The 22,255-nt window shown below is 71.3% G+C and carries 21 protein-coding genes and 1 pseudogene; 17 read left to right on the top strand and 5 right to left on the bottom strand.

Annotation, left to right across the window (positions count from 1 at the left end; translation table 11 throughout):
* Positions 1 to 91: 91 nt before the first annotated feature.
* Both ACIBVL_RS32765 and ACIBVL_RS32760 read right to left on the bottom strand, forming a co-directional pair.
* On the bottom strand, positions 92 to 1,669 hold the full coding sequence (locus ACIBVL_RS32765; RefSeq protein WP_399102852.1) for a multicopper oxidase family protein: 1,578 nt from the start codon (positions 1,667 to 1,669) through the stop codon (positions 92 to 94).
* 217 nt (positions 1,670 to 1,886) lie between these two features.
* Positions 1,887 to 2,546: an N-acetylmuramoyl-L-alanine amidase gene (locus ACIBVL_RS32760; protein ID WP_399102850.1), complete on the bottom strand. Its 660-nt coding sequence runs from the start codon at positions 2,544 to 2,546 to the stop codon at positions 1,887 to 1,889.
* A gap of 108 nt (positions 2,547 to 2,654) precedes the next feature.
* On the opposite strand from ACIBVL_RS32760, the gene mnmA reads away from it, so the two are divergent.
* Positions 2,655 to 3,785 (top strand): tRNA 2-thiouridine(34) synthase MnmA, encoded by a 1,131-nt coding sequence (gene mnmA, locus ACIBVL_RS32755; RefSeq protein ID WP_399102848.1) that lies wholly within the window; start codon positions 2,655 to 2,657, stop codon positions 3,783 to 3,785.
* 16 nt (positions 3,786 to 3,801) lie between these two features.
* On the opposite strand, the gene ACIBVL_RS32750 is transcribed toward mnmA, so the two are convergent.
* Together ACIBVL_RS32750 and ACIBVL_RS32745 are read right to left on the bottom strand one after the other, a co-directional pair.
* Positions 3,802 to 4,581 carry an alpha/beta fold hydrolase gene (locus ACIBVL_RS32750; RefSeq protein ID WP_399102846.1) on the bottom strand — a complete coding sequence of 260 codons (780 nt, stop codon included), beginning with the start codon at positions 4,579 to 4,581 and terminating at the stop codon, positions 3,802 to 3,804.
* A 38-nt stretch (positions 4,582 to 4,619) separates the two neighbouring features.
* Positions 4,620 to 4,943 carry a DUF427 domain-containing protein gene (locus tag ACIBVL_RS32745; protein ID WP_399102844.1) on the bottom strand — a complete coding sequence of 108 codons (324 nt, stop codon included), beginning with the start codon at positions 4,941 to 4,943 and terminating at the stop codon, positions 4,620 to 4,622.
* A gap of 51 nt (positions 4,944 to 4,994) precedes the next feature.
* Between ACIBVL_RS32745 and ACIBVL_RS32740 the strand changes: the two genes are divergently transcribed.
* The 16 genes and pseudogenes from ACIBVL_RS32740 to ACIBVL_RS32665 all read left to right on the top strand — a co-directional run bounded on the left by ACIBVL_RS32740 (position 4,995) and on the right by ACIBVL_RS32665 (position 20,957).
* On the top strand, positions 4,995 to 5,534 hold the full coding sequence (locus tag ACIBVL_RS32740; protein WP_399102842.1) for a TIGR00730 family Rossman fold protein: 540 nt from the start codon (positions 4,995 to 4,997) through the stop codon (positions 5,532 to 5,534).
* A 27-nt stretch (positions 5,535 to 5,561) separates the two neighbouring features.
* Entirely contained in the window at positions 5,562 to 6,251 is a 690-nt protein-coding gene (locus tag ACIBVL_RS32735; protein ID WP_399102840.1) for an SDR family oxidoreductase, read from the top strand.
* Between the two features lie 29 nt (positions 6,252 to 6,280).
* Complete coding sequence (locus tag ACIBVL_RS32730) at positions 6,281 to 7,282, top strand: methionine synthase (RefSeq protein ID WP_399102838.1); 1,002 nt, start codon at positions 6,281 to 6,283, stop codon at positions 7,280 to 7,282.
* Positions 7,283 to 7,297: 15 nt separating this feature from the next.
* The gene (ligA, locus tag ACIBVL_RS32725; RefSeq protein WP_399102836.1) at positions 7,298 to 9,505 is read left to right on the top strand and encodes an NAD-dependent DNA ligase LigA; all 2,208 of its coding nucleotides are present in this window, start codon (positions 7,298 to 7,300) and stop codon (positions 9,503 to 9,505) included.
* 268 nt (positions 9,506 to 9,773) lie between these two features.
* Entirely contained in the window at positions 9,774 to 12,086 is a 2,313-nt protein-coding gene (locus ACIBVL_RS32720; RefSeq protein WP_399102834.1) for a putative bifunctional diguanylate cyclase/phosphodiesterase, read from the top strand.
* 82 nt (positions 12,087 to 12,168) lie between these two features.
* The gene (locus ACIBVL_RS32715; protein WP_399102832.1) at positions 12,169 to 12,663 is read left to right on the top strand and encodes a cupin domain-containing protein; all 495 of its coding nucleotides are present in this window, start codon (positions 12,169 to 12,171) and stop codon (positions 12,661 to 12,663) included.
* Positions 12,664 to 12,760: 97 nt separating this feature from the next.
* Positions 12,761 to 13,057 (top strand): Asp-tRNA(Asn)/Glu-tRNA(Gln) amidotransferase subunit GatC, encoded by a 297-nt coding sequence (gatC, locus tag ACIBVL_RS32710; protein WP_007384860.1) that lies wholly within the window; start codon positions 12,761 to 12,763, stop codon positions 13,055 to 13,057.
* Positions 13,058 to 13,062: 5 nt separating this feature from the next.
* Complete coding sequence (gatA, locus tag ACIBVL_RS32705; RefSeq protein WP_399102830.1) at positions 13,063 to 14,565, top strand: Asp-tRNA(Asn)/Glu-tRNA(Gln) amidotransferase subunit GatA; 1,503 nt, start codon at positions 13,063 to 13,065, stop codon at positions 14,563 to 14,565.
* Complete coding sequence (locus ACIBVL_RS32700) at positions 14,562 to 14,801, top strand: hypothetical protein (protein WP_356771622.1); 240 nt, start codon at positions 14,562 to 14,564, stop codon at positions 14,799 to 14,801. Before gatA ends, ACIBVL_RS32700 begins: the two co-directional genes overlap by 4 nt.
* Positions 14,802 to 14,816: 15 nt before the next feature.
* Positions 14,817 to 16,331 (top strand): Asp-tRNA(Asn)/Glu-tRNA(Gln) amidotransferase subunit GatB, encoded by a 1,515-nt coding sequence (gene gatB, locus ACIBVL_RS32695; protein WP_399102827.1) that lies wholly within the window; start codon positions 14,817 to 14,819, stop codon positions 16,329 to 16,331.
* Between the two features lie 86 nt (positions 16,332 to 16,417).
* Positions 16,418 to 16,729 carry a hypothetical protein gene (locus ACIBVL_RS32690; protein WP_399102824.1) on the top strand — a complete coding sequence of 104 codons (312 nt, stop codon included), beginning with the start codon at positions 16,418 to 16,420 and terminating at the stop codon, positions 16,727 to 16,729.
* Between the two features lie 179 nt (positions 16,730 to 16,908).
* A complete protein-coding gene (locus tag ACIBVL_RS32685) occupies positions 16,909 to 19,137 on the top strand; it encodes an MMPL family transporter (RefSeq protein WP_399102822.1) in 2,229 nt (742 codons plus the stop codon).
* Complete coding sequence (locus ACIBVL_RS32680; protein ID WP_399102820.1) at positions 19,115 to 19,690, top strand: GNAT family N-acetyltransferase; 576 nt, start codon at positions 19,115 to 19,117, stop codon at positions 19,688 to 19,690. Before ACIBVL_RS32685 ends, ACIBVL_RS32680 begins: the two co-directional genes overlap by 23 nt.
* Before the next feature lie 45 nt (positions 19,691 to 19,735).
* Positions 19,736 to 20,326, top strand: a complete 591-nt coding sequence (locus tag ACIBVL_RS32675; RefSeq protein ID WP_399102818.1) for a hypothetical protein — start codon at positions 19,736 to 19,738, stop codon at positions 20,324 to 20,326.
* Positions 20,327 to 20,409: 83 nt separating this feature from the next.
* Positions 20,410 to 20,674 (top strand): annotated as a pseudogene (locus ACIBVL_RS32670) (hypothetical protein); the annotation flags it as partial.
* A gap of 103 nt (positions 20,675 to 20,777) precedes the next feature.
* Positions 20,778 to 20,957: a DUF6191 domain-containing protein gene (locus tag ACIBVL_RS32665; RefSeq protein ID WP_399102816.1), complete on the top strand. Its 180-nt coding sequence runs from the start codon at positions 20,778 to 20,780 to the stop codon at positions 20,955 to 20,957.
* 6 nt (positions 20,958 to 20,963) lie between these two features.
* On the opposite strand, the gene ACIBVL_RS32660 is transcribed toward ACIBVL_RS32665, so the two are convergent.
* Positions 20,964 to 22,109, bottom strand: a complete 1,146-nt coding sequence (locus tag ACIBVL_RS32660) for a PQQ-dependent sugar dehydrogenase (RefSeq protein WP_399102863.1) — start codon at positions 22,107 to 22,109, stop codon at positions 20,964 to 20,966.
* Positions 22,110 to 22,255: the final 146 nt, after the last annotated feature.

The following is a 22,255-nucleotide window of genomic DNA, read 5'->3' as shown; positions in this document are numbered from 1 at the left end:
TCCGCGTACTGGGCGTACGCGGGCGATCCCGACAACGCGGCGAGGCGCCGTGCCAGGCGTCGCGGGCCAGACGGGACTTTCGAAACACGCCCTAGCTCTCCGTCACCATCAGGGCCGCCATCATGCCCTCGTCCTCGTGCTGGAGCAGATGGCAGTGGAGCATGTACATGTACGTGTCGTCGGTGAAGTCCGTGAACTTCATCGCGATCTTGATCGAGCCGCCGCCGACCACCTCGTAGGTGTCGAACCAGCCCAGGTCGACGCCGGACGGCTCCTCACCGTTGATCTCGATGAGCTGGAACGGCACGTCGTGCAGGTGGAAGGAGTGCTCCAGCTGCGTACCGTTCTTGATCGTCCACACCTCCTCGGCGTCCAGCGTGGTGCTGATCATCGCCATCGAGGACATGCTGGTGCCCGCCGAGCCGTTGATCGTCATGGTCTGCCCGCTCTGGCCGAGGGTGATCGTCCGCGCGGTGAAGTCGCTCGTGTCGTACCGCGTGATCGTGTTGAGCGTGCTCGGCAGGTCGTCGGGCGTGTCGGAGGCGTCCGGGGTCACGGTCAGGAAGTCGTACGTGCCGCTTCCGCCACGGATCCACCCGGTGGTGACCACGGCCTGGAGCGTGACCGCGTCCTCGAGGTCGAGGACGAACTCGGCGCGGGCGCCGGCCACCAGCCGGATCGTGGTCACCTCGGCGGCCTCGGCGAGGTAGCCCTGGTCGGTGGCGATCTGGGTGAGCGTGCCGCCGTCGCCGCGCTGGATGGTCATGATGTCGGCGGGGGAGGCGTTCAGGACCCGGAAGCGGGTGCGCTTCTTGGTGGCGGTGAAGCCGAGGGTCGTGGAGTCGACGTTGGTGCCGTTGCACAGCACCGGGTAGCTGAGGCCGGAGCTGAGGTAGCCGGTGACGTTGTACTTGATGTCGCCGGAGGCGTCGGCTGCCAGACACTGCAGGATGATCGGGATGTCGTCGACGCCGTACTCGCTCGGCAGCGCGGCCGAGGTGTCCGAGTCGTCCTCGACGATGATCATCCCGGCCAGGCCGTGGACGACCTGCTCGGCCGTGGTGCCGAGGGCGTGCGGGTGGTACCAGAGGGTCTTGGCCTCGTCGAGCACCTCGAAGGTGGGCGACCAGGTCTCGCCGTCGGCGAAGGCGTTCTGCGGGCCGCCGTCCATCTTCGGCGGGATGTGGGCGCCGTGGAAGTGGACCGTCGTCTCGTCGCCCAGGCTGTTGGTGATGTTCAGCAGGACCGTGTCGCCCTTGGTCCACTTCATGGTGGGGCCGAGGAACGAGCCGTTGTAGCCGGCCGTGGTGCTGCTGACGCCGCTGATCACCTCGCTCGTGCCGGTCTTCGCGGTCAGGGTGTAGGTGGTGGTGCCGTCGGAGGTGGTGCCCTCCAGCAGCTCCGGGATGTTGAGGGTGCCGGTGGCGTCCGCGGCGGACGCCTTGTTGCTCCTGCCGTCGGTCAGCAGGGCGAAGGTGGCTCCCGCCGCGCCGACCGCGCCCAGCCCCACGCCGGCCATGCCGCCGAGGAAGCTCCGCCGGTGCAGACCCTTCCCGCTCCGGCCCTTCGACCTCTTCGCGTGCTCGCCCTTGCCGCCCCGTCCGCTGCGCGCGTGGGCACCCTTGCTCTGCTCTCCCGCACCGGAGGCGGGATCTGTCGTGTGGCTCATGGCCGTGGAGCTTTGGGCTAAGGGCTATGTGAAGACTGAGGCGAAAGTAGGAGCGAGCCGAGGATGCTGTGCGCTCCCACTGCAGGTCAACTCGACTGAGGGAACGGGAAGTTGGAGGGTCGCAGGTCATCTTCGACGTGCGGGACACATCGGACGTCCGTCCTCATCAATTGCTCACGAAAACGAGCGCATGTGATCTGAGTCACATAGCTCGTGCTCAGGCGGAAGCGGTGCGGGCCTTTCGGACGAGCCGCAGATACCGGTCCCAGTCCCAGTGCTCGCCCGGGTCGGTGTGATCCGTCCCCGGCACCTCCACATGCCCGATGATGTGGTCCCGGTCGACGGGGATGCCGTACCGCGCGCATATCCGGGCGGTCAGCCGCGCCGAGGCCGCGTACATCGCGTCCGTGAAGTCCTCCGGCCGGTCCACGAAGCCCTCGTGCTCGATGCCGACGCTCCGCTCGTTGTACGCGCGGTTGCCCGCGTGGTACGCCACGTCCAGCTCGCGGATCATCTGGGTGACGCCGCCGTCCTGGCCGACGATGTAGTGCGCGGCGGCCCGGTGCCCCGGGTCCTCGAACGCCTTCACCGCGCTGGCCAGGTCGCCCTGGGTGACATGGATGACGACCATGTCGACGCCGTAGTCGTCCGGCCGGTCCGCCCAGCGGAAGTTCGCCTCGGAGGCGGCCACCCACCGCGCGCCCCGGAAGTCGACCGCGCCCTCCACCCGCTTCCTGCGCACGCCCGGCAGCCGCCAGTACAGATGCGCCAGCTCCTCGCGGGCCAGCACCGCCGAGCCGACGGCGGCCGCCGCTCCGCCGATCAGCAGGGCTCGCCGCCCGATCCGCCGGTCGGAGTCGCGCACTGTCTCCCCCATGGACTGTCCTTCCCTCGGGCCCGGCAGGTGGATCGGGCCCGGCCCCTCGTGATCGTCAACGCATACCCGCGGGTGCCGGTTCCCGGCGACCCGTACCCTGGAAGGGTTATGACTGAGACCTCGCAGCGTCCCCGCCCCCTCCGCGTACTCGCCGCCATGTCCGGCGGGGTGGACTCCGCCGTCGCCGCCGCCCGCGCCGCGGAGGCCGGCCACGACGTGACCGGCGTCCACCTCGCGCTCTCCGCCAACCCGCAGTCGTTCCGCACGGGCGCGCGGGGCTGTTGCACCATCGAGGACTCCCGCGACGCCCGCCGCGCAGCCGACGTCATCGGCATCCCGTTCTACGTCTGGGACCTCGCCGACCGCTTCCGCGAGGACGTCGTCGAGGACTTCGTCGCCGAGTACGAGGCCGGCCGCACCCCCAACCCCTGTCTGCGCTGCAACGAGAAGATCAAGTTCGCGGCGCTCCTCGACAAGGCCCTGGCCCTCGGCTTCGACGCGGTCTGCACCGGCCACTACGCCAAGGTGATCGTGAACGAGGACGGCACGCGTGAGCTGCACCGCGCGTCCGACATGGCCAAGGACCAGTCGTACGTCCTGGGCGTCCTCGACGAGCGGCAGCTGGCGCACGCCCTGTTCCCGCTCGGCGACACGGTCACCACGAAGGACGAGATCCGCGCGGAGGCCGAGCGCAGGGGCCTCGCGGTCGCCAAGAAGCCCGACTCCCACGACATCTGCTTCATCGCCGACGGCGACACCCAGGGCTTCCTGGCCAAGCGCCTCGGCAAGGCCGAGGGCGACATCGTCGACGAGTCGGGAGCGAAGATCGGCACCCACGAGGGCGCGTACGGCTTCACCATCGGCCAGCGCAAGGGGCTGCGCATCGGCACCCCGGCCGCCGACGGCAAGCCGCGCTACGTCCTCGACATCTCCCCGGTGAACAACACGGTGACGGTCGGCCCGGCCGCCGCCCTGGACGTCAGCGGCCTGACGGCGATCAAGCCCCGCTGGTGCGGAGCGGCCCCCACCGGCCCCGGCACCTACACCGCCCAGCTGCGCGCCCACGGCGGCGAGACCGAGGTGACCGCGGAGCTGGTCGACGGCGAGCTGCGGGTGACGTTCGGGGAGCCGGCCCGCGGCGTGGCCCCCGGCCAGGCGATCGTCCTGTACGACGGGACCCGCGTGGTCGGCTCGGCGACGATCGCGTCCACGGTGCGGGCGACGGCCGGCGTGGCCTGACCCGCTCGGCGACCCGCTACTGGCCGAAGAACTCGGCCAGTACGGGCGCCAGGACGTTCGGATCGACCATGTGGGTCTGCCCCTCGAGCGTCCGGTACGTCCCCCGCGGCACCGCCTCCGCCACCGCGCGCGTGGCCTCCCGCAGCCACCGCGGGCTCTCCTCGCCCGCGACGGCGAACACCGGCACCCGCACCGAGGCCAGCCGCTCGCCGGGAAGCCGGCCACCGCCCATGACGGCGTCGTCGTACGCGAGGCTCGGCGCGATCGCCTCCATGCCGGCCCACATCGGCGACTGCCGGGCCCGCTGGATCATCTCCTCGGCCAGCCCCGTCAGCCGCAGGAACAGCTCGACCGCGTCCCCGTGCCGCCCCTGCGCCAAGGCCTCGCCGAGACGCTCGCTGTACTCGGCCCGCTCCTGAAGCGCCTCCTCCTCCAGGGCGTACGGCGTCTCGTACACGGCCACCCGCCGCACGGGCAGCCCGCCGGCCGCCGCCTCCAGCGCCAGCGCGCCGCCCGAGGAGATGCCGTACAGGGACGCCTCGCCGCCCGCCGCGTCGATCAGCGCGGCCAGGTCCTCGACCTCGCGTTCCACCGCGTACGGCGCGGTGTCCCCGCTCTCGCCGCGGCCCCGCCTGTCGTACCACAGGACGGTGAAGTGCTGCGCGAGGAGCCCGCCCAGGGGCGCCACGGTGCCGCCCGTGGACATCGCGCCACTGACGAGAACGACGGCCGGCCCCTGCCCTGTGCGTGCGTACGCGAGTTCGGTGCCGTCGCGCGAAATAGTCTTCTTGTCCATGTCAGACCAGACTGCCGCACGACACGGCGGTCGTCGGCCTACGACACTTCCACTTCGTAGAAGCAGAGGTGGTTCCTGATCTCGGCGACGTCGGGCTTCGGATCGGGATACGCCCACACCAGGTCGGGCGCGCCGGGCAGCGACCAGTAGGACGCCGTGCCCTTGAAGGGGCAGTGAGTGCGGGTGTCGGAGGGGGTGAGGAGATCGAGCCGTACGTCCGCCTCGGGGATGTAGTACCGCACCGGACAGCCGGTCTCGCGCAGGACGAGGGCCCGGTCGGTCTCGGCCAGCACGTGGTCTCCGTGGACGACCCTGACGTGCCGGGTGCCCTGCTCGATCGTGATCGTGTGTCCTTGGGTCATGCCGGGAAAAGCGCTCGCGGGCCCCCGGTTCTTCCCGCGTACGGTGGCGGGATGCGTATCTGCGTCTTTCTCTCCGCCGCCGACCTCGACGACCGTTACACACGCCCCGCGCGTGAGTTCGCGGAGCTGCTGGGCAAGGGCGGCCACACGCTCGTCTGGGGCGGTTCCGACGTGGGGCTGATGAAGGTCGTGGCCGACGGGGTGCAGGAGGCGGGCGGGCGGCTGTGCGGGGTGTCGGTGGACTTCCTCGCCGCCAAGGCCCGCGCGGGCGCCGACGAGATGGTGATCGCCAAGGACCTCGCCGAGAGGAAGAGGCTGCTCCTGGACAAGGCCGACGCGGTGGTGATCATGGTCGGTGGGACGGGGACCCTCGACGAGGCGACCGAGATCCTGGAGCTGAAGAAGCACGGGCACACCGACAAGCCGGTCGTGCTGCTGAACACCGCGGGGTTCTACGACGGGCTGAAGGAGCAGTTCCGGCGCATGGAGGACGAGGGATTCCTGCCACGTCCCCTCACCGACCTGGTGTTCTTCGCCGAGGAGCCCGTGGGGGCCCTCGCCTACCTGGAAGAGAGCCAGGGCATCGCGTGAACCGTGGGTGATGCGAGCATGGCGGGCATGGCTACTCATGTGATCACCGGAGCGGGCTCCGGCATCGGCGCGGCCGTCGCCCGCCGTCTGCACGCGCGCGGGGACGACCTCGTCCTGCACGCGCGCGACGCGGGCCGTGCGAAGGAACTGGCGGCCGAGTTCCCCGGCGCCCGGACCCTCGTCGGCGACCTGGCCGACCCCGACAGGCTGAGCTGGGCCTTCTCCCACCAGACGCTCCCGGACCGGATCGACTCGCTGCTGCACGTCGCCGGGGTGGTCGACCTCGGCCCGGTCGGTGAGCTGACCCCGAAGTCCTGGCGCCACCAGCTCAACGTCAACCTGATCGCCCCCGCCGAGCTGACCCGCCACTTCCTGCCCCAACTGCGCGCCACGCGCGGTCACGTGCTCTTCGTCAACTCCGGCGCGGGCCTGCGGGCGAACGCCGACTGGTCCGCGTACGCCGCCTCCAAGCACGGCCTGAAGGCCCTCGCCGACGCCCTGCGCAACGAGGAGCACGACCATGGCGTCCGGGTCACCTCCGTCTACCCCGGCCGCACGGCCAGCCCCATGCAGGCCAAGGTCCACCAGCAGGAGGGCAAGGAGTACGACCCCGCCGAGTGGATCGACCCCGAGTCGGTGGCGACGACCATCCTGATGGCGATCGACCTGCCGAGGGACGCGGAGGTCAACGATCTGACGGTACGGCCGGGGCGATGACCACCGGCCCGGCTACGTAGGCTTCAGATGTGAACGCACATCCCACCTACGGCCCCGCCACCGGCGTCGGCTCCCTCCCCGGCGGCGACGCCCGCGAGGCCGCCAAGACCGCCACCGGCTCCTTCGAGGACTTCCCGTTCCTGCCCGAGCTCCCGGCCCGCGGTCCCGGCGCGGACATGATCGGCCGGACCACGGGAATGCTCGTCGAGCTGTACGCGCGCGTGGAGCCCAGCGGCTGGCGGCTCGGCGACCGTCCGGGCCGGGACACCAAGCGGGCCCGCTCCTGGCTGGGTGAGGACCTCGACGCCCTTGAGGAGTGCACCCAGGACTACCAGGGCCCGCTGAAGGTGCAGGCGGTCGGCCCCTGGACCCTCGCCGCCTCGCTGGAGCTGAGGAACGGCGAGGCCGCCCTCTCCGACCCCGGCGCCTGCCGCGACCTGTCCGCCTCGCTGGCCGAGGGCCTGCGGCTGCATCTCGCGGAGCTGCGGCGGCGTATCCCCGGCGCCCGGCTCGTCCTCCAGCTCGACGAACCGTCCCTCACCGCCGTCCTGCTCGGCCGGGTGAAGTCCGCCAGCGGCTACCGCACGCTCCGCGCCGTCGACCGGCAACTCGTCGAGGCCACCCTCCGGGAGGTCGTCGGGGTGCACGCCGACGGCCCCGTCGTGGTCCACTCCTGCGCGCCGGACGTGCCGTTCGCCCTGCTCCGCCGGGCCGGCGCGGCCGGCGTCTCCTTCGACTTCTCGCTGCTCACCGAGCGTGACGAGGACGCGATCGGGGAAGCGGTGGAAGCGGGTACCCGGCTGTTCGCCGGTGTCGTGCCGGGCACGGACTCCGCATTGTCGGACCCTGCCGGTAGCGTCATGGGTGTCAGGACGCTGTGGCGCAGGCTGGGGCTGCAACCGGGGCTCCTCACGGAGGCGGTCACGATCACACCGGCGTGCGGACTCGCGGGGGCGTCCCCCGCGTACGCCCGTCAGGCCCTCGCCCACTGCGTCCGGGCGGCGAGATCCCTCGCGGACAACCCAGAGTAACGGGAGGACAACACGGTGGCCGGCGACAAGCAAGCGGAGACGACGGTGCCCGCCGAGGCACGGGAGAAGCACGCGCAGCTCGCTGAGCAGATCGAGGAGCACCGCTTCCGGTACTACGTGAAGAACGCCCCCGTCATCAGCGACGCGGAGTTCGACCGGCTCCTGCGCTCCCTGGAGGAGCTGGAGGAGCGGTACCACGAGCTGCGCACCCCGGACTCGCCGACCCAGAAGGTCGCGGGCGCGTACGAGGCTGCGTTCGCCGGCACGGCCTTCTCGGCCGTCCAGCACCGCGAGCGCATGCTCTCTCTGGACAACGCCTTCGACGACCTGGAGCTGGCCGCCTGGGCCGAGCGCGTCCACAAGGACGTGGGCGCGTCCGCGTACCACTTCCTGTGCGAGCTGAAGGTCGACGGCCTCGCCGTCAACCTCACCTACGAGAACGGCCGTCTCACACGCGCGGCGACCCGGGGCGACGGCCGCACCGGCGAGGACATCACGCCCAACGTGCGCACCATCGCGGAGATCCCGGACCGGCTGACGGGCCACGGGGTGCCCACGCTGGTGGAGATCCGCGGCGAGGTCTACTTCCCGATGGAGAAGTTCGAGGAACTCAACGCCCGTCTGGTCGAGGCCGGCGACAAGCCCTTCGCCAACCCGCGCAACGCGGCGGCCGGTTCACTGCGCCAGAAGGACCCGCGCGTCACCGCCACCCGCCCGCTGCACATGGTCGTCCACGGCATCGGCGCCCTGGAGGGCTACGAGGGCCTGAACCGCCTCTCCGAGGCCTACGACCTCCTCAAGGGCTGGGGCCTGCCCACCTCCCGCCACAACCAGGTGGTCGACGACCTGGACGGCGTACGGCGGTTCATCGCGCACTACGGCGAGAACCGGCATTCCGTGGAGCACGAGATCGACGGTGTGGTGGTGAAACTCGACGAGATCCGGCTCCAGGGGCGGCTCGGCTCCACCGCCCGCGCACCGCGCTGGGCGATCGCGTACAAGTACGCGCCGGAGGAGGTCAACACCAAGCTCGTCAACATCCGGGTGGGCGTGGGCCGTACGGGCCGGGTGACGCCGTACGCGCAGGTCGAGCCGGTGACAGTGGCGGGTTCGGAGGTCGAGTTCGCGACCCTGCACAACCAGGACGTCGTCAAGGCCAAGGGCGTTCTCATCGGCGACACGGTGGTGCTGCGCAAGGCCGGTGACGTCATCCCGGAGATCCTCGGGCCGGTCGTCGACCTGCGCGACGGCACCGAGCGCGAGTTCGTGATGCCGTCGGAGTGCCCCGAGTGCGGTACGCCCCTCAGGCCGATGAAGGAGGGCGACGTCGACCTGCGCTGCCCCAACGCCCGTACCTGTCCGGCCCAGTTGCGCGAGCGCCTCTTCTACCTGGCCGGCCGCAGGGCACTGGACATCGAGCACTTCGGCTACGTGGCCGCGGCCGCCCTCACCAAGCCGCTGGAGCCGCAGGACCCGCCGCTCACCGACGAGGGCGACCTGTTCGATCTCACCGTCGAGCGGCTGCTGCCGATCAAGGCGTACGTCCTCGACCAGGACAGCGGACTGCCCAAGCGCGATCCCCGGACCGGGGAGGAGAAGATCGCCACGGTCTTCGCCAACCAGCAGGGCGAGCCGAAGAAGAACGCGCTCGCCATGCTGGAGAACATCGCGGCGGCCAAGGAGCGTCCGCTGGCCCGCGTCCTCACCGGCCTGTCGATCCGTCACGTGGGACCGGTCGCCGCCGAGGCGCTCGCCCGCGAGTTCCGCTCGATCGACCGTATCGAGCAGGCGAGCGAGGAGGAGCTGGCGGCCACCGACGGCGTCGGGCCGATCATCGCCGCCTCGCTCAAGGAGTGGTTCGCCGAGGAGTGGCACCAGGAGATCATCCGCAAGTGGAGGGCCGCCGGCGTCCGCATGGCGGAGGAGAGCACCGGCGAGGACGAAGGGCCGCGTCCCCTCGAAGGGCTGACCGTCGTCGTCACCGGCACGCTCGAACACTTCACCCGCGACGGCGCCAAGGAGGCTCTGCAGAGCCGGGGAGCGAAGGTGACCGGTTCTGTTTCGAAGAAGACGTCGTTCGTCGTTGTGGGTGACAGTCCTGGATCGAAATACGACAAGGCGATGCAGCTGAAGGTGCCGGTTCTGAACGAGGACGGCTTCACCGTCCTCCTCGAACAGGGCCCGGACGCGGCCGCCGAAGCCGCCCTTCCGGTCGAGGAGTAGCGAAGGTGGCGGTTGAAGGTCACCCGATCGGCGCATACCAGATGCATAAGGGTGGCCAGGACGCATTCGGGCAACCGTCGACGACCGCTGCCCGTGGACGCCTTCCGCGGCCTACTGTTGAGATGTGCGCCTGCCGTGCCCAGCTGCGGTCGGGGCATCTCCTCGCTCTCACGAGCGGGGGGAGGGGTTTTCCAACCCGGCGCCGCCCAGGTGTTGTCGGGCATCGGGCCGCGTGGCGCGGGCACCGCCGGCTGTGAGAGGGACGGGAATGGAACCGACCGAGAGCGCCGCCCCGGACTCCCGGCTGCGCAGATTCCGGGGCGTCGGCGTCCGGTGGGGGAGCCTGTGGGCCGGGCGGTCCGAGCGCCATCCGGGCGCGGCGGAGTACCCACCGCGCACCGGCCTCGACCTCCGCGCCCCGGCACGGCCCGCCGGTTCCGCCTCCGGGCGGCCCGCGGCCGCCGCCCTGCCCGGCACCTCGGCGCTGTCCGGGACCGCCGGGCTGCCCGGCACCCAGGGGCTGCCCGGCGCCGAACCCGACCGGCACCTGTCCTGGCCCGCGCTGCCCGCGGCGGTCGTCGGGGCGGCCGCCTTCGCCCTCGGCGCCGGCTTCTACCGCGCCTTCACCGGCAACCACGCCCTCTTCCCGTCCGGCACGGTCGGCTGGTCGCTGGCCCTGCTGACCGGCGTCATCGTGGGCCATCTGGTCATGCTCGGCCGCGCCCGCTGGTGGGGCGGCACCGGCTCCGGCGCCGCCCTCACCCTCGCCGTCCTGCTGCTGTACGGCTGGGTACCGGCCGGCATGGTCAGCCTCACCGTCGTCGTGCTGGTCGGCATAGCCAGGCGCCACCGCTGGCGGCAGGGCGTCCTGCACGGCGCGGTGGACATCCTCGGCATCGGCGCGGGCGCGCTCCTGCTGGCCGCGTGCGGACGGGTGCCGTCCGTGGAACACCCCTGGTACCCCGACACCTGGACGGTCTACACCGGCCCCCAGGTGGCCCTGGTGGCCGTCGCCTACCTCGCCGTCACCCGCGTGCTCCTGTGGTACCTGCACTCCCCCCGCTCCGGCGGACTGCCGACGGTCGCCCGCACCGCCCTGGTCAGACAGGGCCTGGTCGCGGTGGCGCTGCTCGGCATCGCCCCGCTGGTCTGTGTGGTGGCGGTGGCCAAGCCGATCCTGCTGCCGCTGTTCGCGATTCCGCTGATCGCCCTCGACTCCACTCTCTGGATAGCCCGGGCGCGCGCCGAGGAACAGCTGCGCGACCCGCTGACCGGACTGCCCAACCGGCAGTGGCTGCTCGAGCGCATCTGGACCGCCCTGGACGACGCCGAGCGCATCGGCGCCCGGGCCGCCCTGATGCTGATCGACCTCGACCGTTTCCGTTCGGTCAACGACACCCTCGGGCATCTCGCCGGCGACCGCCTCCTCCTCCAGATAGCCGAACGGCTGCGGCTCGCCCTGCCGCGCGGGGCGGAGGTCGCGCGGCTCGGCGGGGACGAGTTCGCCGTATTACTCCCGGTCGCCGACTCCACGACCTCCGCGACCCGCGTCGCCCGCGGGCTGGTCTCCGCGCTCAGCTCGCCGCTCGACCTCGACGGGCTCACCCTCGTCCTGGAGGCCAGCGCGGGCGTCGCCGTCTTCCCCGACCACGCGCTCGACGCGGAGGGGATGCTGCGCCGGGCCGACGTGGCGATGTACCAGGCGAAGCGGGACCGTACGGGCGTGGAGGTGTACGAGTCCAAGCGAGACTCCAACACCCCCGACCGGCTCGGGCTCCTGGGCGATCTGCGGCGGGCGCTGGACGCGCACGAGGTGCAGCTGCACTACCAGCCGAAGGTGCGCTTCGACGGGCAGGTCGCGGGCCTCGAGGCGTTGGTGCGGTGGGTGCACCCGGAGCGGGGGAAGGTGCCGCCGGACGAGTTCATAGCGATCGCCGAGTCGTCGGGGCTGATGCCCCATCTCACGGAGTACGTGCTGGAGACGGCGCTCGGCCAGGTCGCCCAGTGGCGTGCGCAGGGGCTCTACGTCCCCGTCGCGGTGAACGTCTCCCCGCGCGACGTCCACACCCCCGGCTTCGCCGGCTCCGTCGCGGCGCGCCTCGCCCGGCACGGCGTTCCGGCGGGAGCGCTCCAACTGGAGATAACGGAACACGTCCTCCTGGAGGACCCGCAGCGGGCCGCCGACACCCTCAACGGGCTGACCGGACACGGCGTGAAGATGTCGCTGGACGACTTCGGCACCGGCTACTCGTCCTTGGTGCACCTGCGCCGGCTGCCCGTGAGCGAGCTGAAGATCGACCGCTCCTTCGTGGCGCGGCTGGCCGTCGACACCGAGGACGCGGAGATCGTGCGCTGCACGGTCGACCTCGCGCATTCCCTGGGGCTGCTGGTGGTCGCCGAGGGCGTCGAGGACGACGAGACCTGGGAGCGTCTGCGCGATCTGGGCTGCGACGCGGTCCAGGGCTGGCTGGTGGCCGCCGCGATGCCCCCCGAGGAGACGACGGCCTGGCTACGGGCCCGAGGCTCCCGAGGCTGGCAACGCCCGGCGGCAGCGCTCCCGGCGGCAGCCGCCGACGAATAACCCCGGCTGTGGTTGTCCTGACAAGCGCCGGGCTGCTCTTCGCGGTCCGAGCGCGTCCACATCATCGACAGGGGGTTCGAAGATGTCGCTGTTCGTGCCGAAGTTCGACGAGACCGTCATCGTCCGTGACGCCGAGGCCGAGGTCCTCGGCGGCGCACCCGTCGGCGTCAAGCTGCTCGCCGACAGCAGCGCGTCCGGCGGCGCGCTGTCCACCGTGCGCGTCACCCTCGGGGAGGGGGCCGACGGTGCCCGCCCCCACCTGCACCGCAACTCCGCCGAGATGTTCTTCCTGCTCGACGGCGAGGCGGAGGTCCTCTCCGGCGACGACGTCCTCACCGCCGAACGCGGCGACCTCGTCATCGTCCCCCCGAACCGTCCGCACGCCTTCGCCGCCACCCCAGGCAGCGCCGCCGACCTCCTGATCGTGATCGCCCCGGGCGTGGAGCGCTTCGACTACTTCCGCCATCTCCAGCGCATCCGCCTCGGCGAGGCCACCCCCGAAAGCCTCCTGGAAGTGCAGGAGCTCTACGACAACCACTTCCTGCGCAGCGATGCCTGGGACGGCCGCAGGGGCTGAGGCACCGGCCGCCGGGCAAACCGTTTCACGGGTTGCGGGCCCTGCCCCCTAGGATTAGGACCCAAACCACACGCACTCACCCCCAGAGGAACGCCGCATGCCTGGCATCACGCGCGAGGAGGTCGCCCACCTCGCCCGGCTGGCGCGTCTGGAGCTGAAGCCCGAAGAGCTCGAACACTTCGCGGGACAGCTGGACGACATCATCGGCGCGGTCGCCCGCGTCAGTGAGGTCGCCGACCAAGACGTACCGCCGACCTCGCACCCGCTCCCGCTGACCAACGTCATGCGGGCGGACGAGGTCCGTCCGTCGCTCACCCCCGAGCAGGCGCTCTCCGGCGCCCCGGCCCAGGAGCAGCAGCGTTTCAAGGTGCCGCAGATCCTGGGGGAGGACTAACCGCCATGACGGACAACGTCACCATCATCAAGCTCACCGCCGCCGAGACCGCCGCGAAGATCGCCTCCGGCGAGCTCACGGCCGTCCAGGTCGCCGAGGCGCACCTGGCGCGCATCGAGGCCGTCGACGAGAAGGTCCACGCCTTCCTGCACGTCGACCGCGAGGGCGCCCTCGCGCAGGCCCGCGCCGTCGACGAGAAGCGGGCCAGGGGCGAGAAGCTCGGCCCGCTGGCCGGCGTCCCGCTCGCGCTCAAGGACATCTTCACCACCGAGGGCATCCCGACGACCGTCGGCTCGAAGATCCTCGAGGGCTGGATCCCGCCCTACGACGCGACGCTCACCAAGCGGCTGAAGGCCGCCGACGTCGTCATCCTCGGCAAGACCAACATGGACGAGTTCGCCATGGGGTCGAGCACGGAGAACAGCGCGTACGGGCCCACCGGAAACCCCTGGGACCTGACCAGGATCCCCGGCGGCTCCGGCGGCGGCTCCTCCGCCGCGCTCGCCTCCTTCCAGGCGCCCCTCGCCATCGGCACCGACACCGGCGGCTCCATCCGCCAGCCGGCCGCCGTCACCGGCACGGTCGGTGTGAAGCCGACGTACGGCGCCGTCTCCCGGTACGGCATGGTGGCCTTCTCCTCCTCCCTCGACCAGGGCGGGCCGTGCGCCCGTACGGTCCTGGACGCGGCGCTGCTGCACGAGGTCATCGCCGGGCACGACCCGCTCGACTCCACCTCCATCGACGCCCCCGTCCCGCCGGTCGTCGAGGCCGCCCGCAACGGCAGCGTCGCCGGGATGCGCGTCGGTGTCGTCAAGCAGTTCCGCGGCGAGGGCTACCAGGCCGGCGTCATCCAGCGGTTCGACGAGTCCGTCGCGCTGCTGAGGGAACTGGGCGCCGAGATCGTCGAGCTGGACTGTCCGTCCTTCGACCTCGCGCTGTCGGCGTACTACCTGATCGCGCCGTCCGAGTGCTCCTCCAACCTCGCCCGCTTCGACGGTCTGCGCTACGGCCTGCGCAACGGCGACGACGGCACGCACTCCGCCGAGGAGGTCACCTCCCTCACCCGGGCGGCGGGCTTCGGTCCTGAGGTCAAGCGCCGCATCATGCTCGGCACCTACGCCCTCAGCTCCGGCTACTACGACGCCTACTACGGCTCCGCCCAGAAGGTGCGCACCCTGATCACGCGCGACTTCGAGAAGGCCTTCGAGCAGGTGGACGTCATCGTCTCGCCGACCACCCCCACCACCGCCTTCCCGATCGGCGAGCGCGCCGACGACCCGATGGCGATGTACCTGGCCGACCTGTGCACCATCCCGACCAACCTCGCGGGCAACGCGGCCATGTCGCTGCCCTGCGGTCTCGCCCCGGAGGACAACCTCCCGGTCGGGCTGCAGATCATCGCCCCGGCGCTGAAGGACGACCGTCTTTACAAGGTCGGCGCCGCCGTCGAGGCCGCCTTCGTGGAAAGGTGGGGGCACCCGCTGCTCGAGGAGGCTCCGTCGCTGTGAGTGCACTGACCAAGGCCAAGGGCTTCAAGAAGTCCAAGTCCGGCACGTACCTGTCCATGGCCGGGACCGCGTTCGGCGCGTTCGGCGTCGCCAAGCGGCTCAAGAAGGCCCGCGCCGAGAAGGACACCCTGGTCCTGATCGACGCGACCGTGTCCGCCGTCGCCATCGTCACCGGCCTCGCCATCCTCTACCGCGAGCTGAAGCGGCTGGGCGACGACGACGTCCTGCTGGGCTGAGAGGGAAGTTTCACCGTGACCACCACGACCGACCTGGTGTCGTACGAGGACGCGCTGGCGTCGTACGACCCCGTCATGGGCCTCGAGGTCCATGTCGAACTCGGCACCAAGACCAAGATGTTCTGCGGCTGTTCGACCGAACTCGGTCAGGACGCCAACACGCAGACCTGCCCCACCTGCCTCGGCCTGCCCGGCTCTCTCCCGGTCGTCAACGCGACCGGCGTGGAGTCGGCGATCAAGATCGGTCTCGCGCTGAACTGCGAGATCGCCGAGTGGTGCCGCTTCGCCCGGAAGAACTACTTCTATCCGGACATGCCGAAGAACTTCCAGACCTCCCAGTACGACGAGCCGATCGCCTTCAACGGCTACCTCGACGTACAGCTGGAGGACGGCGAGACCTTCCGCGTGGAGATCGAGCGCGCCCACATGGAGGAGGACACCGGCAAGTCCACCCACGTGGGCGGCGCGACGGGCCGTATCCACGGCGCCTCGCACTCGCTCCTCGACTACAACCGCGCCGGCATCCCGCTCATCGAGATCGTCACCAAGCCGATCGTCGGGGCGGGCGAGCGTGCTCCCGAGGTCGCGCGGGCGTACGTCCGTGAGCTGCGCGAGGTCATCCGTGCCCTCGGCGTCTCCGAGGCCCGGATGGAGATGGGCCAGATGCGCTGCGACGTCAACCTGTCGCTGCGCCCGAACGGCACCGAGAAGTTCGGCACGCGGAGCGAGACCAAGAACGTGAACTCGCTGCGGTCCGTCGAGCGTGCGGCCCGCTTCGAGATCCAGCGGCACGCCGCCGTACTGAGCAGTGGCGGGACGATCATCCAGGAGACCCGGCACTTCCACGAGGACACGGGGTCGACGACCTCGGGCCGCGTGAAGGAGGAGGCCGAGGACTACCGGTACTTCCCCGAGCCGGACCTGGTGCCGGTGGCCCCCTCCCGGGAGTGGGTCGAGGAGATCCGGGCGGCGCTCCCCGAGCTGCCGCTGGCCCGCCGTACCCGGCTGGTCGCCGAGTGGGGCATCTCCGCCACCGACATGCAGGCGATCCTCAACGCCGGCGCCCTGGAGCCGATCGTCGCCACGATCGACGCCGGTGCCGACGCCGCGTCCGCCCGCAAGTGGTGGATGGGCGAACTGGCGCGCAGCGCCAACGAGTCCGGTACGTCCCTGGACGAGCTGGCGATCACGCCGGAGCAGGTCGCCCGGGTCACCAAGCTGGTGGCCTCCGGCGATCTGAACGACAAGCTGGCCCGTCAGGTCATCGAGGGCGTCCTCGCGGGCGAGGGCACCCCGGACGAGGTCGTCGAGAAGCGGGGGCTGAAGGTCGTCTCCGACGAGGGCGCGCTGACCGCCGCCGTCGAGGAGGCCATCGCCGGCAACCCGGGCGTCGCCGACAAGATCCGCGGCGGCAAGGTGGCCGCGGCCGGTGCCCTCGTCGGCGCAGTGATGAAGGCCACGCGCGGCCAGGCCGACGCGGCCCGCGTCAAGGAACTGATCCTGGAGAAGCTGGGGGTCAGCGAGGGCTGACCCGGGGTAACCGCGTGGCAGGGGGTGCGTCCGCAGGGGCGCACCCCCTCTCGCGCTCCCAGCCGGAAGCGCTACGCTCCCCCGCCATGAGTGCACGCACCGACTCAGACCCTCAGGACGACCTGGACGGCAGCGACGAGGAGTACGCCTACGAAGACGCCCGGCGGGCCCGCTGGACGGCCACCGCCACCGGCACCCTCCTCACCCTCGCCGGTCTCGCCGCGTCCCTCATGCGCCTGTCCGGCACCGCCCCGGCCCTGGTCCCGGCGGCCTACGCCCTCGGCGCCGCCGTCTGTGCCCTCGCCGCGCTCCTCGGCTCCCGCGGCCGTACCCGGCGCGCGTTGTGGCTGCTCATCGCCGGAGTGATGGTGATGGCCCTCGGCGACCAGGCCGACTGACACCGTCGTCGTTATTGTCCTGTGATCTGCCTCCCACTCTCGTGAGAAGCCACACGATCGAAGCAAACGATCTCTGACGCCTGCGAGAGTGGACTTTCGATCGCTCACGCGATCTGCTCATACGTTCTTTGCGGGCTGTTCCCGGTCAAAGATCCACATTCACCCCCGGGAGCACGTCAGTGGCAGCCCTCGCACGTTGGTGTGTCCGCAACCGCCTCGTCGCGGTCCTGCTCTGGCTCCTCGCCCTCGTCGGCACCGCCACCGCCGCCGTCGCCACCGGCTCCGCCTACTCCAACGACTACGAGGTCCCCGGCACCGAGTCCGGCCGCGCCACCGCGCTGCTCGCGGAGGGCTTCCCCACCCTCGGCGGCGACAGCGACACCGTCGTCTGGCACACCACCACGGGCACCGTCCGCGCCGCCGACGTCGAACAGACCATGACCCGCGCGCTGGAGAGGATCGCCGACCTCCCGGGCGTCGCCTCCGTCGCCGGTCCCTACGCCGGCCAGGGCGCCGCGCAGATCAGCGAGGACGGGCACACGGCGTACGCCACCGTCACCTTCGCCGACCGCGCCGAGGACATCGACACGGCCGAGGCGCAGGCCGTCGTGAAGGCCGCCAAGGCCGCGGAGAGCGACGGACTCCAGGTCGAGCTGGGCGGCAGCGCGATCGCGCTCACCGACTCCTCCGGCGGGCATCTCGCCGAGGTCGTCGGCGTGGTCGTCGCCGCCCTCGTGCTGTTCCTCGCCTTCGGCTCGGTCGCCGCCTCGATGCTGCCCATCGCCACCGCCCTGGTGGGCGTCGGCACCGCCTACGCCGGCATCCAGCTCCTCGGGCACGCCATGACCGTCGCCGACTTCGCGCCCATGCTCGGCATGCTCGTCGGGCTCGGCGTCGGCATCGACTACGCCCTGTTCATCGTGACCCGGCACCGGCGCGGCCTGAAACGGGGCCTCACGGTCACCGAGGCCGCCACCAACGCCGTGGCGACCACCGGACGCGCGGTCGTCTTCGCGGGCGCCACGGTGTGCATAGCCCTGCTCGGCATGCTGATCCTGCGCCTGAACTTCCTCAACGGCGTCGCGATCGCGGCCTCCCTGACCGTCGTCCTGACCGTCGCCGCCTCCGTGACGCTCCTGCCCGCCCTGCTGTCCTTCATCGGCCCCCGCGCCCTCAGCCGCCGAGAACGGCGCCGGCTCGCCGAACACGGGCCCGAGCCGGAGCTGCCGACCGGCTTCGCCGCCCGCTGGTCGGCGTTCGTCGAGCGCCACCCCAAGCTGCTCGGCACGTTCGCCGTCGTCGTCATCGCCGTCCTCGCCCTGCCGACGTTCTCCCTGCGCCTGGGCACCTCCGACCAGGGCAACGGCCCCAAGACCGCCACCACCCGGCAGGCCTACGACCTCCTCGCCGACGGTTTCGGCGCCGGGGTGAACGGCCCGCTGACCCTGGTGACCCGTGTCGACGGCGCCGAGGACAAGCTCGCCCTCGACAACCTCGACGCCACCCTGCGCGGCACCGAGGGCGTGGCGACGGTCACGCCGGTGGCGTTCGACTCGGGCGGACACACCGCGTACCTCACCGTCGTACCGGACTCCTCCCCGCAGTCGCAGCACACCAGCGAGCTCGTCGACCGGCTGCGTACCGAGGTGCTGCCCGGGGTCGAGGCCGGCACCTCCCTCGACCTGCAGGTCGGCGGCGTCACGGCCGGTTATGACGACTTCGCCGAGGTCATCGTCGGCAAGCTGCCGCTCTTCGTCGGAGTCGTCATCGGCCTGGGCTGTCTGCTGCTCCTGCTCGCCTTCCGGTCCGTCGGCATCCCGCTGAAGGCCGCCGTGATGAACGTGGCCGCCGTCGCCGCCGCCTTCGGGGTCGTCGTCGCGATCTTCCAGTGGGGGTGGGGGAGCGAGCTGCTGGGCCTCGGACGGGCCGGACCGATCGAGCCCTTCCTCCCCGTGATCATGGTGTCGGTGCTCTTCGGCCTCTCCATGGACTACCAGGTCTTCCTCGTCAGCCGCATGTACGAGGAGTGGCTGGAGACCGGCGACAACCGCCGGGCCGTGCGCGTCGGGCTCGCCGAGACCAGCCGTGTGATCAACTCGGCCGCGGTCATCATGATCTCGGTCTTCCTCGCCTTCGTCCTCAGCGGCGACCGCGTGATCGCCATGTTCGGCATCGCGCTCGCCGCCGCCGTGGCCCTCGACGCCTTCGTCCTGCGCACGCTCCTGGTGCCCGCGCTGATGCATCTCCTCGGCGGCGCCAACTGGTGGCTGCCACGCGTGCTCGACCGGCGCCTGCCCCGGATCAGCATCGAAGCGCCCGAGTGCCGTGCCGCCCATGAGAGGCTCGACCGGGTCGTGGAGGACTTCGAGAAGGAGCCGCAGAGGGATGTACGCGATATCGCTGGGTGACGACGGAGCCGAACTGCGCCCCCTCGAGCCCTGGCACGCCGAGGAACTCCTGGCCCACCTCGACCGGGGGCGGGAGTTCATCAACGAGTACGTCCCCTTCGGCTCCCGGGCCACCGACGTGGCCGGCGCCCGCGAGGTGCTCCAGCGGTACGCCGACATGCGCGCCGCCGACACCGGCTCGCTGCACGGCCTGTGGCTGGAGGGCAAGCTGGTCGGCGGGGTGCTGTTCCTGAACTTCGACGCGGAGAACGCCAACTGCGAGGTCGGCTGCTGGCTGGAGCCCGCCGGCACCGGGCGCGGACTGGTCACCCGGGCCATGCGGGTACTGATCGACTTCGCCGTCGAGCAGCGCGGGATCCACCGCGTGGAGTGGGTCGCCAGCGCGGGCAACACCAACAGTCTGAACGTCGCCCGGCGGCTCGGGTTCACCCGCGACGGTGTGCGCCGGGAGGCCTACCCCTATCGTGGGGTGCGGCACGACCTCGAAGTGTGGTCAGTGCTGGCCCAGGAGTGGCGCGCCGCACGCGCGCGTGTCGCTCACCAAGAGCGTTGACGATCATTAAGAGACCTCTCAGAGAGCGTCCGTACGGTGCGAGGCATGGGAACCAAGACTGTTGACGAGGCCGGCGCCGAGACCGGCTCCGAGACCACCGAAGCCAAGAACGACGAGCAGGCGGTGGACATCACCAAGACCGACGCGTCCGACGACGTGACCGAGAACGACACGGACGACGACGTCCTGGAGGACGGCCTCGAGGACGGCCTCGCAGACGACGACGCCAAGGAGGACGGCTTCACCGGCGCCGGCCAGGGCGCGGGCGCCGTCGTCTCCGCCGCGCTGGGCTTCCTGTCGCTCAGCGGCAGCTGGATCGGCACCGTCGCCGGCGCCCGCCAGACCCTGGTCGGCCAGCTGCAGACCTCCTCCACCGCGAGCGTCGCCAAGCAGATCCAGGCCGTCTACGGCGACGCCTGGCAGACCACCGCGCTGTGGGCCGGCTTCTTCGCGCTGGCCGCCCTGGTCACCGGCGTCGTCGTGCTGGCCCGCCCCGCCTTCGGCAACCCGGCCCGGACACAGGCCGCCTGGATCAAGTCCGTGTCCTGGGCCGGCGTCGTGCTCGGTGTGATCGGCCTCCTGCTGGCCGTCCTCAAGTACACCGACGCCCTGCTCGGCCTGCCCTCGGCGGCCTGAGCCCGCGCACGTCACGAGGGGTCTCAGGGCCGCCGTAAGCACCTTACGGCGGCCCTGAGACCCCTCACCCGTGTTCAAGAGCTCACTGGCTGCGCGCCGAACTCCTGCGCGCGGAGGGGCGCACCCACCCGGACGCCTGGTCCGAGGCGGTCACCGCCTTCGAGCGTCTGGAACGCCCCTACGACCTCGCCCGCACCCGCCACCACCTCGCCGAGACACTCCTGGCCACCGGTACCGAGGACGACCGCGCGCGGGCCACGGAACTCCTTCGCCCCGCGCACGCCGGGGCCACGCACCTGGCGGCCCGCCCCCCTGGCCGACGCCGTGACCGCCCTCGTCCGGCGGGCCCTGGCCCACCGCCTCGGGATGTTCCCGCCGGAGGCCGGAGGCCGGAGAGCGGGTCCTCGCGTGATGATGGAACGAGGTAACGCCGACCCGGGAGGGAACCGCGATGTTCAACGCCTTCGAGGAGCTGTTCTCACCGGGCCGCAAGCACACCCGTGACGAAGAGAACCGGCTGGAGCTGACCAGGGAGGACGTCGGGGACGCGGATCCGGGGCGGGGACCGATAGATCTCGCCTCCGGGAAGGTCGTCGTACGGCTGCCCGAGCCGGAGGCCGGCGAGGAATGACGCCGGTCAGCTCACCTCCAGCTCCAGGATCCGGTCGTCGCCCTGCTTCGGGGCACCCCGGCCGTCCGTGTTGCTGGTGGTGACCCAGAGCTTGTCGTCGCCCGCCGCGACCACCGTGCGCAGCCGGCCGTACTCGCCCTGGAGGAAGGACTGGGGGTCCGCGGAGGCCTCCGTGCCCTTCAGGGGTATGCGCCACAGGCGTTGGCCCTTGAGGCCGGCCATCCAGATCGAGCCCTCGGCGTAGGCGATGCCGCTGGGGGAGGCGTCGTCGGTGTGCCACTGGGCTATCGGGTTCCGGTACTTGCCGTCGTCGGACTCGCCCTCGGCCGCCGGCCAGCCGTAGTTGGCGCCCGGCACGATCGCGTTCAGCTCGTCCCAGGTGTCCTGGCCGAACTCCGCGGCGAACAGGCGTTGTCGGGAGTCCCACGCCAGGCCCTGCACATTGCGATGGCCGTACGAGTAGACGGGGGAGTCGGGGAAGGGGTTGCCTGCGGCCGGTTCGCCCTCGGGGGTCAGGCGCAGGATCTTGCCGCCCAGGGACTCCTTGTCCTGCGCCAGACCCCGGTCACCGCTCTCGCCCGTGCCGACGTACAGCATCCTGTCGGGGCCGAAGGCGATCCGCCCGCCGTTGTGGATCACACCCTTGGGGATGCCCTTGAAGATCGTGTCGGGGGCGCCCAGCTGATCACCGGCGGGCCGCTTCGCGTCATAGAGCATGCGGACGATCCGGTTGTCCGAGACCGAGGTGAAGTAGGCGTAGACCATGTGGTCCGAGGCGTAGTCGGGGGAGAGGGCGAGGCCGAGCAGACCGCCCTCGCCGGCCGCCGATACGCCCGGTACCTCGCCGACCCGGGTCTTCTTGCCGCTGGACTCGTCCACGTACGTGATCGTGCCCTCGTCGCGCGAGGCGACCAGCAGGCCGCCCTCGGGGAGCGGGGCCAGGCCCCAGGGCGAGTTCAGGCCCTCGGCGACCGTACGCACGACCTTGACCGTGCCCTTCGCGGGCGGTGTCTCCTCGGCGCTGGGCGAGGACGAGCCCTGGACCGTCGTACGACTCGCGGACGGGGTGGTACCGCTCCCGGACGATCCCCCGTCGCCGGAGGAGCAGCCGGCCGTCAACAGCAGTGCGCCCATGGCCGACACGGCCGTCACAACCCCACGTTGCACGATCCCGCTCCCTTCGACGCGGCGGTCCCGCGGCAGCTTCCACTTGTCCTACGCAGGACACGCCTCCGGGGTTCCCGATCGTCGCCGACCCACCCGAAAGCGGTACCCGAAGCGATGGCGCGAAATCGGTG

The organism is Streptomyces sp. NPDC049687, from assembly GCF_044465285.1.
In the GTDB taxonomy this organism is placed as follows: Bacteria; Actinomycetota; Actinomycetes; order Streptomycetales; family Streptomycetaceae; genus Streptomyces.
The sequence above is the reverse complement of the archived record's forward strand: the minus strand, read 5'-3'. Positions and strand labels throughout refer to the sequence as shown.